This is a genomic window from Ruegeria sp. CDSA020 (assembly GCF_059612345.1).
In genome coordinates this window covers 271,308-286,425 of the sequence record NZ_JBXWQK010000004.1, presented here as the reverse complement: position 1 = coordinate 286,425, position 15,118 = coordinate 271,308, and the positions used below count along the sequence as shown (strand labels likewise).

Annotated in this window: 14 protein-coding genes; 7 read left to right on the top strand and 7 right to left on the bottom strand. The window is 55.5% G+C overall.

The annotated features are described in order from the left end of the window. Nucleotide 1 precedes the first annotated feature (1 nt). The 4 genes from AC2FJW_RS08820 to AC2FJW_RS08805 form a co-directional block, all read right to left on the bottom strand. Entirely contained in the window at nt 2–931 is a 930-nt protein-coding gene (locus AC2FJW_RS08820; RefSeq protein WP_142639834.1) for an ABC transporter permease subunit, read from the bottom strand. Between the two features lie 10 nt (nt 932–941). Continuing rightward, on the bottom strand, nt 942–1,865 hold the full coding sequence (gene oppB / locus AC2FJW_RS08815) for an oligopeptide ABC transporter permease OppB (protein WP_142639832.1): 924 nt from the start codon (nt 1,863–1,865) through the stop codon (nt 942–944). Nucleotides 1,866–1,930: 65 nt separating this feature from the next. After that, nucleotides 1,931–3,559, bottom strand: a complete 1,629-nt coding sequence (locus AC2FJW_RS08810; RefSeq protein WP_142639830.1) for a peptide ABC transporter substrate-binding protein — start codon at nt 3,557–3,559, stop codon at nt 1,931–1,933. A 401-nt stretch (nt 3,560–3,960) separates the two neighbouring features. Further along, entirely contained in the window at nt 3,961–5,196 is a 1,236-nt protein-coding gene (locus AC2FJW_RS08805; RefSeq protein ID WP_496749863.1) for a lytic murein transglycosylase, read from the bottom strand. 183 nt (nt 5,197–5,379) lie between these two features. Between AC2FJW_RS08805 and AC2FJW_RS08800 the strand changes: the two genes are divergently transcribed. Genes AC2FJW_RS08800 through AC2FJW_RS08785 form a run of 4 tightly spaced genes read left to right on the top strand, consistent with a single transcriptional unit; the run spans nt 5,380 to nt 9,377 of the window. Then, nucleotides 5,380–6,342, top strand: coding sequence for a cytochrome ubiquinol oxidase subunit II family protein (locus tag AC2FJW_RS08800; protein ID WP_496749862.1), 963 nt, complete (start codon nt 5,380–5,382; stop codon nt 6,340–6,342). After that, nucleotides 6,339–8,429: a cbb3-type cytochrome c oxidase subunit I gene (locus AC2FJW_RS08795; RefSeq protein WP_496749861.1), complete on the top strand. Its 2,091-nt coding sequence runs from the start codon at nt 6,339–6,341 to the stop codon at nt 8,427–8,429. The genes AC2FJW_RS08800 and AC2FJW_RS08795 overlap by 4 nt, the downstream gene beginning before the upstream one ends. Continuing rightward, nucleotides 8,426–9,058, top strand: a complete 633-nt coding sequence (locus AC2FJW_RS08790) for a cytochrome c oxidase subunit 3 (protein WP_496749860.1) — start codon at nt 8,426–8,428, stop codon at nt 9,056–9,058. Before AC2FJW_RS08795 ends, AC2FJW_RS08790 begins: the two co-directional genes overlap by 4 nt. Continuing rightward, nucleotides 9,051–9,377, top strand: coding sequence for a cytochrome o ubiquinol oxidase subunit IV (locus AC2FJW_RS08785; protein WP_496749859.1), 327 nt, complete (start codon nt 9,051–9,053; stop codon nt 9,375–9,377). The genes AC2FJW_RS08790 and AC2FJW_RS08785 overlap by 8 nt, the downstream gene beginning before the upstream one ends. Nucleotides 9,378–9,393: 16 nt before the next feature. Here AC2FJW_RS08785 and AC2FJW_RS08780 read toward each other — a convergent pair whose 3' ends face one another. Together AC2FJW_RS08780 and AC2FJW_RS08775 are read right to left on the bottom strand one after the other, a co-directional pair. Beyond that, nucleotides 9,394–9,756: a fluoride efflux transporter FluC gene (locus AC2FJW_RS08780; RefSeq protein ID WP_496749858.1), complete on the bottom strand. Its 363-nt coding sequence runs from the start codon at nt 9,754–9,756 to the stop codon at nt 9,394–9,396. Next, entirely contained in the window at nt 9,753–10,301 is a 549-nt protein-coding gene (locus AC2FJW_RS08775) for a fluoride efflux transporter FluC (RefSeq protein ID WP_496749857.1), read from the bottom strand. Before AC2FJW_RS08775 ends, AC2FJW_RS08780 begins: the two co-directional genes overlap by 4 nt. A 36-nt stretch (nt 10,302–10,337) precedes the next feature. On the opposite strand from AC2FJW_RS08775, the gene AC2FJW_RS08770 reads away from it, so the two are divergent. The 3 genes from AC2FJW_RS08770 (at nt 10,338) to AC2FJW_RS08760 (ending at nt 14,453) form a co-directional block, all read left to right on the top strand. Next, a complete protein-coding gene (locus tag AC2FJW_RS08770) occupies nt 10,338–11,918 on the top strand; it encodes an FMN-binding glutamate synthase family protein (RefSeq protein WP_496698347.1) in 1,581 nt (526 codons plus the stop codon). Between the two features lie 61 nt (nt 11,919–11,979). Then, nucleotides 11,980–12,519, top strand: a complete 540-nt coding sequence (locus tag AC2FJW_RS08765) for an RNA polymerase sigma factor (RefSeq protein ID WP_496691551.1) — start codon at nt 11,980–11,982, stop codon at nt 12,517–12,519. Next, nucleotides 12,516–14,453: a vWA domain-containing protein gene (locus AC2FJW_RS08760; RefSeq protein WP_496749856.1), complete on the top strand. Its 1,938-nt coding sequence runs from the start codon at nt 12,516–12,518 to the stop codon at nt 14,451–14,453. Before AC2FJW_RS08765 ends, AC2FJW_RS08760 begins: the two co-directional genes overlap by 4 nt. Nucleotides 14,454–14,472: 19 nt before the next feature. Here AC2FJW_RS08760 and AC2FJW_RS08755 read toward each other — a convergent pair whose 3' ends face one another. Next, complete coding sequence (locus AC2FJW_RS08755; protein WP_246097221.1) at nt 14,473–15,105, bottom strand: ABC-type transport auxiliary lipoprotein family protein; 633 nt, start codon at nt 15,103–15,105, stop codon at nt 14,473–14,475. Between the last annotated feature and the right edge of the window lie 13 nt (nt 15,106–15,118).

The window sequence follows — 15,118 nt, the reverse complement described above, 5'->3', positions numbered from 1 at the left end:
ATCAGCGATCCTTTGGGTCCAGAGCGTCACGCAGCCCATCGCCGATGAAGAACATCGTGATGATAATGGCGACATAGAATGTCAGAGGGAACATCAGCTGCCAGAGGGTTCCGTACCCCATTGTGCCTGCCCCTTCAGCGATCAGACGGCCTAGCGAGGTATAGGGCTCCGAGATGCCAAGTCCGAGGAACGAGATAAAGCTTTCGGTCAGGATCATCTCGGGCACCAGAAGCGAAGCATAGACGATTACCACGCCCAGCAGGTTGGGCAGGATATGGCGATACATGATGGTGAATTCGCTGACACCGGCGGCACGCGCGGCCTCGATGAATTCGCGGTTTTTCAGGGCCAGAGTCTGCCCTCTGACGATCCGTGACATGGTTAGCCAGCCAACCGCGCCCAATGCGATGAACAGGGTAAAGAACGACCGACCGGCCACTACAAGCAACAGAATGATGATCAGAGTTGTCGGAATGGCCAGAAGGATATCGACGAACCGCATCATCGCGCCGTCAAGGCGCCCGCCAATATACCCGGCGGCGATGCCATAGCAGGTGCCAACAATCAACGCGGTGGCCGCCCCGACTAGCCCCACCAACAACGATGTTGTTGTGGCCTGAATGACCCGGCTGTAAAGGTCGCGCCCCAGATCGTCGACGCCAAAGAAGTGCCCGGTCTCGATCGACGGCATTCCCATGCCACGGATGTCACCCATCACGTTCCAGTCGATTTCCTCATTGCTCCAAACGGCGAAATATGGGCCGAAGATTGTGAACAGAACGATCATCAGCAAGATGAATACACTCGCCATTGCGGCTTTGTTGCGGACAAACCGCATCCGCGCATCCTGCCAGAGGGAACGCCCCTGAACGGCCGTGAAATCGGTGATATCCTCGGCCAGATGGGCGGCTTTTTGTGATTTTCCTAGCATTTTGTGCCCCTCAGTACCGGATTTTCGGATCGAACCAGGCATAAGCCAGATCGGTCAGCAGGTTCACGATGACAGTCAGCGTGCCGTAGAGGATGGTGACCCCCAGCAGCACTGCATAATCGCGCGACAGGGCCGAGCCGACATAGGCCTGCCCGAGACCGCCGGTCGAGAAATAGATGTCGACGAAAACTGATCCGGTCAGAACATAGACAAAGACCGGCCCCAGATAGGACACCACCGGCAGCAGCGTGGGCTTCAACGCATGGCGCCAGATTACGGTCCTGGTAGGCAAACCCTTGGCCCGGGCCGTGCGGATGAAGTTCGAGTTCAGAACTTCCAGCATCGACGAACGGGTAATCCGCGCGATCGACCCCATATAGGATGTGGCCAAAGCGATGACAGGCATGATCAGGTATTGCCACTGACCGCCGTTCCAGCCACCACCCGGCAACCATCCCAACCACAAAGTGAAAGTCAGGATCAGGATCGGCCCCATGATGAAGTTCGGCAGAGCCTGCGCAGCGATCCCCAGACCTACGGCAAAATAGTCGATCCAGCTATTGTGTCGGATGGCTGCGGCGATCCCAAGGCCAATACCTACGACACTTGCCAGCAGGAATGACAATGACCCATAAGTCAGCGAGATCGGGAAGCCTTGCGAAATGATATCATTGACGTCCCGGTCCTTGAACTTGAAGGACGGGCCGAAATCGAAATGCACGACAATGTTGTACAGATAGTCCCAAAGCTGTTTCCACAGCGGCTGGTCCAGACCATAGCGCGCCTCAATATTGGCCAGTACCTGCGGCGGCAATGGCCGTTCCGAGGTAAACGGCCCGCCGGGCGCGTAGTGCATCAGAAAAAAACAGGCAACGATCAGCAACAGGATCGTTGGAACGGCGATCAGCAATCGCCGGATGATATAGGCAAGCATTTCATGCCCCCATTATTGGCTTTGCCCCGGGGTGATCTTCGGGGCAAAGCTTGGTCTAAGGAAGGTTATTCGGCGATCTTGTAGAGGTTCTTGGAGTACCAGTTCTGCTCTACGTTCTTGACCGGCCAGTTGCCTACATCGCTGTCCATCATGTAGACGCCAGCATAGTGATAGATCGGGATAACCGGAGTCTCTTGTGCAATGATCCGCTCAACCTCGGTATACAGTGGTGCTGCGTCATCTGCTGTCTTGGCCTGGGTCAGCAATTCGTCAACTTTGGAGTTGTTGTACTTGCCGTCGTTATAGCCGGAATCCGATTGCAACAGGTCCAGGAAGGTCGAGGCTTCGTTATAGTCGCCACACCAGGCGCCACGGGCCAGATCGAAGTTCTGGTTGCCGCGCTCTTCCAGGAACACTTTCCATTCCATATTGGCCAACTCGACCTGTACGCCCAGTTTCTGTTTCCACATCTGGCTCAGTGCCACTGCGACTTTCTTATGGGCCTCTGATGTGTTGTAGACCATGTCAAAGCTCAGCGGGTTGTCGGGGCCAAATCCGGCCTCGGCCAGCAGCTCCTTGGCCAGCTCGTCACGCTCGGCTTGCGTCATCGAAGCCATTTCGACTTCAGGGACGGTGAACCCAGCGGTTGCTTCGGGTGCGAACGTATATGCGGGCGGCTCACCACCGGCTTTGACGTTCTTGGTGATGATGTCGCGGTCAACTGCAAGAGACAGGGCTTGACGTACATTTGGGTTCTTGAATTCTTCCGGTCCGCTGTCAGACAGGTTGAATGTATAGTAATAGTTGCACAGGCGTGGGAAGCTGATGGCCTCTTCGGGGTGCTCTTTCTGTAGGCGCGGGAACTGACCAGCAGGTACTTCAGTGCGGTCCAGCTCGCCTGCGAGGTAACGGGTCAGGGCTACGTTTTCGTCGTTGATGACAAGGGCCACGACTTTTTCGACAATCGTATTGTCGTTATCCCAATACATCTCGTTGCGCTCACGGACCGAGCGTTCCTGTGGCAGGTGTTCGGTCAGAACATAGGCGCCGTTCGAGACGATGTTTTCCGGCTTAGTCCAGGCGTCGCCAAACTCTTCGATCACCTTCTGCGGGGCAGGGAAGGTGGTGGAATGGGTGGTCATTTGCGCGAAATAAGGCAGTGCTGCGCTCAGCTTGACCTCAAGTGTGTGGTCGTCGATGGCGGTTACGCCCAGTTCGTCCACCGGCTTCTCACCAGCAATGATTTCGGCCGCATTTTCGATCGACATCAGCTCCATGAACCACGCATAAGGCGAGGACAGAGCGGGATCGACGGCACGTTTCCATGCAAAGACGAAATCGCCTGCCGTGACCGGATCACCATTGGACCATTTGGCGTTATCACGCAGTGTAAATGTGTAAACGTCCTTGGTATCGTTTGTGGTATAGCCGGTTGCGACACCGGGCACCAAATTGCCGTCTTCGTCTTGGTTCATCAGGCCTTCGAACAGGTCGCGGACAATTTCCGCACCGGTAACGTCTTCAACAACCTGCGGGTCAACCGAACTGTGCTCATCCAGAACGCGATAGGTGAAGGTTTGATCATCCGCCAGCGCCTCGCCGGTTTCGGGATGGGTGCCGGCGGCAAATGCAGCGCCGGTGATCATGGTCGAGGTCAGTAGCCCCGCCAGAGATGTCCGAATGTATTTGTTCATATCTTTCTACTCCCATTTGTGTGGTGGCAAGGTACGCACATCCGTTCAGGATGGTCGCTGACCACCATGATTGTCCGACTCAGATAGACCGGGACTTGTTCGAATTTTGCTTTTTCAGATCGCAATGAACACCGCGTCGCAGTCTTTCGGTTTGCTGTCGGAAACGTAGTTGCGAAAGTCGCCTTTCACTGATGCAGAACGTGGCACTATTTCAAAAAAGGTTAAAGCCTTTGCGTGCAAAATGGCCAGGTGCGGCCGAAATCTAAAAAATTCCACGGGAGAACGGAAATATTATAATGATACGCGATGGTTTCTTGACATTTTTGTGAAGCTCTTGAGTAAGCGGTTGAGCGTTGACGCAAGGTCCGCTTTTGCGGCTTTCCAAAAATTGGCGCGAATCGCTATTGGGTCAGTGCCCGGACCATATGGGTCTGAGGAAAGCATGTGGCGGACTGATTGGTGGCCTCTTGCCAGCGCCCGATAGAGCGGCGTGTTCGAAAGCCCGGAAGGCCGTCAGCGCCGCCGACGTCATGGCCCATCTGTTCCAATGCGCGCTGCATGGCTGCTATATCCGATCGGTAAAGACCGCCGACTTTGTCCCACCGGCCGCGGAAATCCTGGACGCCATATTCTATCCTATCCCCAACATGGCCGACGAACAGGGCGTAGAGATCGCTTTTGTTGTATTCCTTCAGGACATAAAAATTGGGGGTGACAATGAAGGCCGGGCCATTGCGCCCGGCGGGCATCATCAAAAACCCTTGCCCCTGCATTTCTTGTTTTGGAAACGGCTTGCCAGATACACGGGTGATCCCCAACCCGGCCCAGTCGCGAATAGGACGGCCTTGATCCGGCCCTTCAAGGGTGCAGGAAACCGAAGACGGGACAGTTACTTCGAACCCCCAATCACGACCCGAGACCCAGCCATGTTGGTCGAGGTAGTTTCCGATCGATGAAATTGTGTCTTCGGCCGAGGTCCAGATATCCGCGCGCCCGTCGCCATTTCCATCGGCCGCATAAGTCAGGTAGTTCGATGGCATGAACTGCGGTTGCCCAAGCGCACCGGCCCAACTGCTTTTCATTTGATCCGGCGGTATGTGGCCAGCATCGGCAATCTTGAGCGCGGCGATAAGCTCTGACGTGAAATATTCTGAGCGGGTGCTCATGAAACCTTTGGTGCCCAGAACCTGAAACGCATTATGCCGGATAGCCACTTGCCCATATCCGCTTTCGCGGCCCCAGATCGCCAGAATGACGCGCGCTGGTACACCGGTATCGGATTCTACCTGTTTCAGTGTCGTGTTATAGCGCCGGGCCATCTTGCGTCCGACAGAAGTGGCCCCCTGAACCGAACCAGCGTTGAAATAGCGTCCGGGTGATCCAAACTCGGCCTGCTTTTGTTCCTTGGGAACCGCTGTTGCCGTACCCGGAGGAACCAGGTCTGGGAGTTTCCAGTTCAGCGTTACGCCGTTGAAGGCCCTGTTCATCGTGCGTTTTGAAACACCCTCGGATTTCGCCCGCGCCCAGACCGTGTGTTTCAGCCATGACTGAAACTGAGCCTCGATCGCCGCACGATCCTGTGCTGTCGCACTTGTCGACAGGTAGCAAAGTCCAAGAGTAAGGATTAACCAACGCATTATCCTATGATCTCACCTGCGATCTGCTTTAAGTCAACCTACCAGAATGGCGTTTCTGCCGCTGTGATCGGGGTGGCAAGATCAAATCTCGGGAAACTGGCAGAGCTGCGTAAAAATCCTTGTGAAAATTCAGGACTCTGCCGATAGTTGTCCCAATCAATTTTGAAATGAGGATGAACAGGCGTGACATATTCCAGACCGTCTTTTGCATCCTTGGTTGTCCTGTCTGCCGCCATCGCAGGTCTCGGCTTTGTGCCGGTTGCCGAAGCCAGCAACAATTTCTTGGACCCTCAGGGACCCGTCGCCGCCCTTCAGAAAAGCCACCTTTTACGGGCAACTGTTCTGATACTGGTCGCAGTTGTTCCGGTTCTGATCCTGGTGCCTTTGATTGCCATACGGTATCGAAGGCGAAAGGAGGGGCAGGCAGACTATCGACCGGAATGGGATTTTTCCGCCCGGTTGGAGTTTCTCATGTGGGGTATCCCGGTTGTTATTGTGGCCATCCTTTCATTCTATTTGTGGAAAGCCACCCACCGGCTGGACCCTTACGAGACCTCATTCGGAGAAGAACCGGCGCTGAAAGTGCAGGTTGTTGGTCTCGACTGGAAGTGGCTGTTCATCTACCCCGATCTTGGCATCGCCAGCGTCGGTGAGATGGGGCTCCCGGTCAACCAACAGGTGGCTGTCACACTGACAACAGATACGGTGATGCAGTCCTTTATGATCCCGGCACTGGCCGGGCAAATCTATGCCATGCCGGGGATGACGACCAAATTGCACCTTGTCGCCGATAGGCCCGAAACAATGCAGGGCGAAAATACGCAGTATAACGGACGTGGCTTTACCAAACAGAAATTCAAAGCCATTGCCATGTCGTCTCAGGAGTTCAATGACTGGGCCGAGAATGTCCGGGCAAACGGGGTTCCGTTGAGCGCTGAAACATACCGAACGCTTGCCATGCGAACGGACCGGGACGAGGTGCAGGCCATGTTGGGCAATGATCAGATGCCGACTGATGCGCTGTATTTCACGCTAGCCGATGGTGATCTGTTTCAGTCGATCCTGCACCGCTATCACGGGGCCACACCCTTGCCTGCCGATCAGCAACCGGGCACTGCCGAATATGGTCAGGAGAAAACACAATGACCAATGTCGAGACTGGTTTTTTCGGCCGTCTAAACTGGGATGCTTTTCCGATCACCGGGTTGATCCAGTCGCCCAACGCAAATGAGATCGTGGCAAATGCTGCCGCTGGGATCGTGATTGTGGGCGTCATTGCCGTTGTGGGGCTGCTGACATGGTTTCGTCTGTGGGGGCCGCTGTGGCGTGACTGGCTGACCAGCGCCGACCACAAGAAGATCGGCATCATGTATATCGTCTTTGCCATCGTGATGCTGGCGCGGGGGGTTCTGGAAGGCGTTGTCATGCGCGCCCAGCAAGCCGCAGGGCCGGGCGAAGGCTTTCTGGAAGCCGAGCATTTCGCCGAGCTTTTCAGTACCCATGGCACGATCATGATCTTCTTCGTGGCCGTGCCGTTTGTGTTCGGTGCCGCCAATTTCCTGATCCCGCTGATGATAGGCGCCCGCGACGTGGCATTCCCGGTGATGAACCAGATCAGCCTAGGCCTGACCGTGTCCTCGGGCATGATGCTGATGGTTTCCCTGGTGGTCGGAGAGTTCTCGACCGGGGGCTGGACGGCCTACCCTCCCTTTACCGGTGCAGCCTTCAATCCCGGCGTAGGGCCGGATTATTGGATTTGGGCCATCGTTGTGTCGGGGATCGGAACGACGCTGACCGGAATCAACTTTGCCGTTACGATCTACAAGATGCGCGCGCCGGGGATGCAGTTCATGCGGTTGCCGATGTATTGCTGGACGATCATCTGCAGCTCGATCCTGATTGTCTTTGCCATGCCGCCGCTGGGTGTTGCGGCGCTGATGCTGGCCGCAGACCGGTACTTGGATTTCCACTTTTTCACCAATGACCTTGGCGGCAACATGATGAACTATGCCAACCTGTTCTGGCTGTTCGGACATCCCGAGGTCTATCTGTTGGTCCTGCCCGCCTATGGTATCTATTCCGAGGTTTTTGCGACCTTCTCGGCCAAGCGCCTGTACGGGTACAACTCCTTGGTGATTGCAACGATGTCGATTGCGGTGCTGTCCTTCACGGTCTGGCTGCACCACTTTTTCACTATGGGCCAAAGCGCGCTGATCAATGCGGTGTTTGGGATTGCCACGATGCTGATCGCCATACCGACTGGCGTGAAAGTTTATGATTGGATGGCCACGCTGTTTCGCGGGCGTATCCGGTTCTCGGTCCCGATGCTCTATGGGTTGTCTTTCCTGATGCTGTTCGTGATCGGAGGGTTGTCGGGCGTCATCCTGGCCAATCCGACCATCGACTATCAGGTGCATAACACCCTGTTCCTGGTCGCGCATTTTCACAATGTGCTGCTGCCTGGCGTCCTGTTTGGCCTGCTTGCGGGATACAACTATTGGTTCCCCAAAGCTTTTGGTTTCCGCCTGAATGAAGGCTGGGGACGGATATCTGTCGCGTTGTGGACCGTTGGATTTATGTTGACCTTCCTGCCGCTTTATTTTGTCGGCTTGATGGGGATGCCGCGTCGATCTTACAGTTGGGAAGATCCCAGCTTTCACCCCTATATGATCGCCGCTTTGATTGGGTCTATGGTCATTCTCGCAGCGCTTCTGTCGATCATTGTCCAGCTGTGGGTCAGCATTCGAGACCGGGAAAAAACCCGCGTGCCGGTTGGCGACCCTTGGGATGGGCGCACGCTGGAATGGTCAATTCCGGCACCGCCGCCTCCGTATAACTTTGCAATCATTCCGCATGTGACCGACCGGGATGATTTTGCCGCCGCAAAAGAGCGCGGCAACGCCTATCCGTCTCTTGATGCCTATGAAGATATCCTCATACCACGCAATACGGCGATCGGGTTCGGTCTGTGCGTGCTCAGCGGTATCTGGATGTTTGCGCTGGTCTGGTGGATCTGGTGGCTGGCTATTGCGACGACCGCAGCGATGTTGGCGGCCTTCATCGCCTGGACCTTCAGAACCGACACCGAAGAGGTTATTCCGGCCGAGCAGGTCCGCAAAGAGCATGAAGCCTGGCTTGATCTCGTGCGCGCATCGGTTCCGGTCAATCGCGATCATGAATACGCGCCCGAGAACCGCGGCCTGGCCCGTCCTGATCTGGAGGCCACTACATGAAACGCGCGCCGACACACAGCTATCCGGGCCTAAACTTGGGCCGACGGCATCCGGGTGCCGACAAGGCCAGCGAAGTGGTCACTTTTGGGTTCTGGGTCTTTCTGATGAGCGATCTGGTCTATTTCGGCCTGATGTTCGCGATCTATATCACCATGATCGACGCGCAGGCGGGTGGGCCCGGTCCGCATGAACTGTTCGACCTGACTAGCATTTTTGCCCAGACTCTGATCCTGTTGACCAGCAGCCTTTCAGTGGGCCTTGCGATGCTGGCGTTGAAATACAACCTGCCACGGCCCCGTATCGTGCTTTGGTTCGGGGTAACTCTGGTTCTGGGCCTCAGCTTTCTGGTACTTGAGATACGTGACTTTCTGGCTATGGCGGAAAAGGGTGGCATTCCACAGCGGAGCGGGTTTCTGTCAGCGTTTTACGGGCTTGTGCCGCTGCACGGGCTGCATGTCGCTGCGGGGTGTCTGTGGTTGATCGTTCTGGGTATTCAGCTGCGTGTGTTTGGTCTAACCGACGTTCTGATGTCACGGGTGGTTCGTCTGGCCTTGTTCTGGCATTTTCTCGACCTCATCTGGATCGGCATAATCACGATCGTCTATTTCGGAGGGCTGACCTATGGATAGGCGCAGCGAAATGCACCGACGTGAACGCCGCCGATATGTGATTGGCTATGGCGGATCGCTGCTGCTGACACTGGCGGTCTTTACCCTTGCCTATACGTTCGGGATCGAGACCAAGGGTGTTTATTTGTCGATCGGTTTGTTGGGGCTGGCGCAGCTGATTGTTCAACTGGTGTATTTCCTGCATATCGACCGTCGACGCAGCAGCCGCGAGGACCTGGACCTAGTCCTGTTTTCCACGATGGTTCTTTTGATCATTATTGTTGGGACGGTCTGGATAATGGGGAATCTGGCGGTGCGGATGCATACCTATCCGATGTAGGTCCGGCTGCACCGGATCAGCGCATCACCATCAGCCCAAGCCACAGCGCGCCCCAACACAGCAAAAGGCTCAGCGCGATATTGCCTGCCGCCGTAGCGATTGTGCGTTCGCGCCGCAGTTCCAGGGACTGGTATGCAAAGCTGGAGAAAGTGGTGAAGCCGCCACAAAAGCCGAACACCAGGCGCTGTTCCTCCAGGCTGACGCCCGTCGGTCCGCCCAGATACCCGACCCAAAGCCCAAGCAACAGACTGCCAAAGACGTTCACGATCAGCGTTGCCACGGGCAGGTCATGGCGAATTCGAATGGCGATCCAGTGCCGCAGAACCGCGCCCAAACCGCCGCCCAAACCAAACATTGCGTGCAGGTAGAGATCGCTCATTCTGACGACCTCGGTGTTGAAAAGCGACGCCCGACAGTTTCACCCAAAATTGCTGCAGCCAGACCCGCCACAATTTCCAAACCCGCCGCAGCGAGGGCAAATCCGAAACTGACCTCGGCCAGACGTTCCAATTCCGCGACAAATGAGGAAAACGTAGATAACCCGCCACAAAACCCAACCGCGCCCAGATGCAGGACGTGGGCATGCACCCGGTGCCGGATGGCGTATAACCAGCCAAGCACAAAGCATGCGGCTATATTGATGCCAAAGGTCTCGGTCAGGATCGGCAGGCCCGAGATCCCGAGCGACAATGCTTCTCTGACCAGTGACCCAGCCGCGCCACCCGCGAAAACGGCACAGAACATGAGAGCCGTGGCCCATGCTGTTTGCGATTTTTTCACAGCTGCTGATCCCACCCGCGTTAGTCTGTTATCGGGGATACCGATTGGTGCGACCGGGATCAACCGCACTTGGCGGATCACAAGTTCAACCATTTGCGTGATTTCGGGCGTAAAGGCTTGCGTATAATCGCGAATTTGTTTCACGTTGACACAGGGTACCGCCATATTGGGAGAGCACGAATGATTGTACGCAGACTCTATTACGTATTGAGCCTTGTGTGTCTGCCATTGACAGTTTTGGCTGGGTTTTTCTGGCCACCGGCTCATTGGTTTCTTATTGTTCTAATCCCATACGCGGTGACCGGTCTCTATGATCTACTGACCACCAGACATAACGTACTGAATAACTACCCGGTTCTGGGACATTTCCGGTATATGCTGGAATTCGTCAGCCCAGAGATACGGCAATATTTTGTTGAAACCAACGAAAACGGCCGTCCCTATAACCGCATCATTCGCAGTCTGGTTTATTCCCGTGCCAAAGGGCAGGTTGATACCCAGGCATTTGGAACCCAATACGACATCCAAACCGTTGGATACCACAGGGCCAATCACTCGCTTGCGCCCAAACATGTGCCGGAAAGCGAAGAACGGGTGATGTTGGGCGGGCCGCAATGTTCCCAACCCTATAGTGCCTCGCGCCTGAACGTTTCAGCGATGAGCTTTGGTGCCCTCAGCGCCAATGCAATCCGAGCATTGAATGGTGGGGCAAAGGATGGAGGTTTTGCGCATAATACGGGTGAGGGTGGTCTGTCGCCGCACCATCTGGCCGAAGGTGGCGATATCATCTGGCAGATTGGCACTGGGTATTTCGGATGCCGCGCACCGGATGGCGGGTTCGACAAAGACAAATTCACCGAAAGAGCCAGGAACGAGGTCGTCAAGGCGATTGAAATCAAGCTGTCGCAAGGGGCCAAGCCCTCGCACGGGGGGGTGTTGCCTGCGGCCAAGGTGGATGAAGAGATTGCGCAGATACGCGGTGTTCCCCTGCATCAGGACGTGATCTCTCCGCCAATTCATTCCGCATTTGACGGACCTACCGGCTTGATGAATTTCGTTCAGAATCTGCGCGAGATGTCGGGTGGCAAACCTATTGGGTTTAAGTTGTGCATTGGTCGTCCGTCCGAGTTCTTAGCGATATGCAAAGCCATGCTGGAAACAGGCATCCTGCCTGATTTCATCACCATTGATGGTGCCGAAGGCGGCACGGGCGCGGCCCCTGTAGAATTCACCAACCGGTTGGGCATGCCTTTGAACGAGGCGTTGATTTTCGTGAATAACTGTCTACGCGGTGTGGGTTTGCGCGATAAGATTCGCATAATTTGCTCGGGCAAAGTCGCCACAGGCTATGACATCATCGAGAAATGCGCGCTTGGGGCCGATATGTGTAATGCGGCAAGGGCAATGATGTTTGCAGTGGGATGCATTCAGGCGCTTCACTGCAACACAAACCGATGCCCGTCCGGCGTGGCCACACAGGATCCGGTCCGAGGCCGCGCTGTGAATGTTCCGCAAAAAAGACAACGGGTACATCGCTATCACGACGCGACTTTAGAGAGCTTTCGCGAGCTGCTGGGCGCCATGGGCAAGGAAAAGGTCTCCGAACTTCACCCTTCGGACATCCTTCGGCGTACTGCAGATGAAAGAGATCGCTCTTATGCTGAACTCTATTTGCATCTTGAAGAAGGCGCTTTGCTGAAGGCTCCGCTTCCGGATGAATATGCAGAGGACTGGAATCGCGCATCGGCGGATCATTTCTGATTTTTTTGTGTGCATTGCCAAGGATTGATGTTTTTGGTTCGTCTTACCCATTGTGATGCGCATGAAAACATCGGATGAGAATCTGGCAAAGGCCGCTGCTGCAGGGGACGCTGATGCGTTTGCCACGCTATTGGCACGCCACTACGACAGGGTCTTTCGGTTGGCTTTTCGACTGACAGGACGCGCGGATCAGGCCGAAGATCTGACGCAGGATATATGCGCCGCCTTGCCGTCAAAGATCGTAGGTTTTCGTGCCGAAGCCCGGTTTACGACATGGTTGTACCGTGTTGTTGTCAATGCAGCCGAGGATGCACGCCGTCGCGCGACCCGTCACACAAAGGCGGCCCACGGCTGGGGGGATGTAGAGCAGATGCGCCGGGCCGAGGTGCAGGAAACGGCCGAGGCTGTCGATTGGTTGCAACGGGCCATGCGGTCCCTGCCACAGGACTTGCAAGACACTCTGGCCCTGACCCTCGAGGATGAGATGACTCATGCAGAAGCTGCAGAGGTGCTGGGTGTTTCCGAAGGGACAGTGTCCTGGAGGATGTCAGATATCCGCAAACGGCTGCGCGCCTTGCGGCAAGAGGAACTGGCACAATGACCGATGAACTGGACAAGCTGAAGATGCTGATGGACGCCGCCACGCCGACCCCGGATGCGTCGCGACGGATTGAAAATCTGAGCCAGGCGCAAAAAAAATTCGATAATATCCAAGGATCGACCTCTGCGCGACGTCCCACTGTCAAGCGCGGCCTCATAGCCCGCCTGACAGAAGGAGCGAAAGCCATGTTGAATGCCCTCTCTTATCGCGGTGTCCTGACCGCTACCACCGCAGTTGCTGCTGTGGCTCTGATTGTGATCTTGCCGCAGACGCGCGACGAGGTTGTTGCGCCACTGCCCTGGTCCGAGGACCGCGCCGACGCACGGCAGGAGTCTGACCTATTGGTGGCGGATATGCCCGAGGCCAATCTCGAAGAACCAGTTGTTGAGGCGCCTGTTGTGATTGAAGAAACAATCGAACCTTCCGCCAAGAGGCAGGGGGCCGTTGCGCAGCTGGGGGCTGCGGACCTTTTACAGCGCGCGCCGGCATCGGCGGTCGGGAAATTTGACCTTCAACATGAGACTGTTCCCGCGCCGGAACAGAATACCGAAACTTTCGCCAACGCGGACAGCAACTCGCTGAAGATCACGACGGACGAACCGGTTTCGACTTTTTCGATTGATGTAGATACCGCCTCTTACGCCATTGTTCGGTCGTCTTTGATGAATGGCCATCTGCCGCCCAAGGATGCGGTGCGGGTTGAAGAGATGGTGAACTATTTCCCCTATTCCTACCCGGCGCCTGATGGGGCGGAACCGTTCCGTTCTACGATCACCGTGACACCGACGCCTTGGAATGAGGGGACGCAGCTTGTTCATGTTGGCATCCAAGGGGTCATGCCCCAGATCGAAGACCGTCCTCCATTGAACCTGGTTTTCCTGATCGACACATCGGGCTCAATGCAGGATGCTAACAAATTGCCGCTGCTGAAACAGTCTTTCAGGTTGATGCTGTCTGAACTCAGTCCGGAAGATCAGGTTTCGATCGTCACCTATGCGGGAAGTGCCGGGCAGGTTTTGCCACCGACCGCGGCAGCCGAAAAGACGACCATACTCTCAGCCCTCGACAGGCTCGAAGCCGGTGGCTCGACAGCAGGGCAGGCCGGGTTGCAGCAAGCCTATCAAGTGGCAGAAGGTATGGCTGCGGACGGTGAGGTGACCCGCGTAATTCTGGCCACCGACGGCGATTTCAATGTGGGTCTGTCAGACCCTGATGCCCTGAAGGATTTTATCGCCCGCAAGCGCGACAGTGGTACATTCCTAAGCGTTCTGGGTTTTGGCCGAGGCAATCTGGACGATGCCACCATGCAGGCTCTGGCCCAGAACGGAAACGGGCAGGCGGCATATATCGATACGCTGGTTGAGGCGCAAAAAATATTGGTCGATCAACTTACCGGGGCGCTTTTTCCCATCGCCAACGACGTCAAAATCCAGGTCGAGTTCAACCCGTCACAGATCGCTGAATACCGACTGATCGGTTATGAAACCCGATCCCTGCAGCGCGAGGACTTTTCAAATGACAAAGTGGATGCTGGTGATATTGGAGCAGGTCACACCGTAACGGCAATCTACGAGGTCACGCCAGTTGGTTCCGATGCGATCAGAAACGGCCCGTTGCGGTATGCTGAACAATCCATATCGGAAGATTCAGCGGAAATTGGCTTCTTCAAAATGCGTTACAAGCTTCCTGGTGAAGATCAAAGCAATCTGATGGAGCAGCCTATCTTACCCGGACAAGGGACAGTCACGGATGACATCCGCTTTTCCTATGCGATTGCAGGATTTGGTCAGTTGCTCCGGGGCGGAGAATATCTTGGCGGCTGGTCCTATGCGGATGCCATTGATCTGGCCACGCTGTCCCGAGGTGAGGATTTTTTCGGATATCGGGCTGAAGCTGTCACCTTGATGCGTCTGGCCCAGACGCTGGCTGAGTAAGGTCCGGGCTTGGGAGAAACTAGAATGACCTAGGGTTGTTGGCTGTATGGGTACTAATTCTACGAATGCTCCATTCGACAGCATCCCGCATGGTTTTCCCCAGAGCAACGTCAAAGGCAGTAACCAGATCTTCGGTCTGGTTACTTTTGGCAATTACGTTCTCTTGGAACGAATTCGAAGCGATGATCTTGTCGTCGAACTCGTCCACGATCTTGATATTCATGCGAACTTCGACGCGTACGGTCGAGCTTTCACCATCCTGGTTAACGACAATGCCCTGAAACTCGCGTAGATCGGGAACAATCACATAATCCGGACGAAGCCCTACGGTCGAACGACCCACGGCAGATACCCGTCCGCTGTTTTCATAGCTTTCGACCAAAAGCGCCTGGACGATCAGCGGCGCGCGATCCACCCATCTGGCACGCGGCAGATATTGAACCTGCAAAGGTGTCGGCTGAACTGCAATTTGATCGGTATTTACTGCGGCAGTCGCGGTTGGCTCTTGGACCACGATCTGTTTCTGGATGCGTGGCAGCGAAGAAGAAAACGTGCTTTTGGGTGTCAGCAGATAGAGATCATTGGGTTCTGAGGCCTGCCGCAGCGTTTCCAGTCCAGTACACGCCCCCAAAGACGCCAAAACTGCGGTCATTATCAAATGCCTG

What these genes read in the sequence shown, in the direction of transcription:
- AC2FJW_RS08770 (WP_496698347.1), top strand. Translation starts at nt 10,338, where the DNA reads ATGATTGTACGCAGACTCTATTACGTATTGAGCCTTGTGTGTCTGCCA.
- AC2FJW_RS08790 (WP_496749860.1), top strand. Translation starts at nt 8,426, where the DNA reads ATGAAACGCGCGCCGACACACAGCTATCCGGGCCTAAACTTGGGCCGA.
- oppB (WP_142639832.1), bottom strand. Translation starts at nt 1,865, where the DNA reads ATGCTTGCCTATATCATCCGGCGATTGCTGATCGCCGTTCCAACGATC.
- AC2FJW_RS08795 (WP_496749861.1), top strand. Translation starts at nt 6,339, where the DNA reads ATGACCAATGTCGAGACTGGTTTTTTCGGCCGTCTAAACTGGGATGCT.
- AC2FJW_RS08755 (WP_246097221.1), bottom strand. Translation starts at nt 15,105, where the DNA reads ATGACCGCAGTTTTGGCGTCTTTGGGGGCGTGTACTGGACTGGAAACG.
- AC2FJW_RS08810 (WP_142639830.1), bottom strand. Translation starts at nt 3,559, where the DNA reads ATGAACAAATACATTCGGACATCTCTGGCGGGGCTACTGACCTCGACC.
- AC2FJW_RS08805 (WP_496749863.1), bottom strand. Translation starts at nt 5,196, where the DNA reads ATGCGTTGGTTAATCCTTACTCTTGGACTTTGCTACCTGTCGACAAGT.
- AC2FJW_RS08785 (WP_496749859.1), top strand. Translation starts at nt 9,051, where the DNA reads ATGGATAGGCGCAGCGAAATGCACCGACGTGAACGCCGCCGATATGTG.
- AC2FJW_RS08780 (WP_496749858.1), bottom strand. Translation starts at nt 9,756, where the DNA reads ATGAGCGATCTCTACCTGCACGCAATGTTTGGTTTGGGCGGCGGTTTG.
- AC2FJW_RS08765 (WP_496691551.1), top strand. Translation starts at nt 11,980, where the DNA reads ATGAAAACATCGGATGAGAATCTGGCAAAGGCCGCTGCTGCAGGGGAC.
- AC2FJW_RS08760 (WP_496749856.1), top strand. Translation starts at nt 12,516, where the DNA reads ATGACCGATGAACTGGACAAGCTGAAGATGCTGATGGACGCCGCCACG.
- AC2FJW_RS08820 (WP_142639834.1), bottom strand. Translation starts at nt 931, where the DNA reads ATGCTAGGAAAATCACAAAAAGCCGCCCATCTGGCCGAGGATATCACC.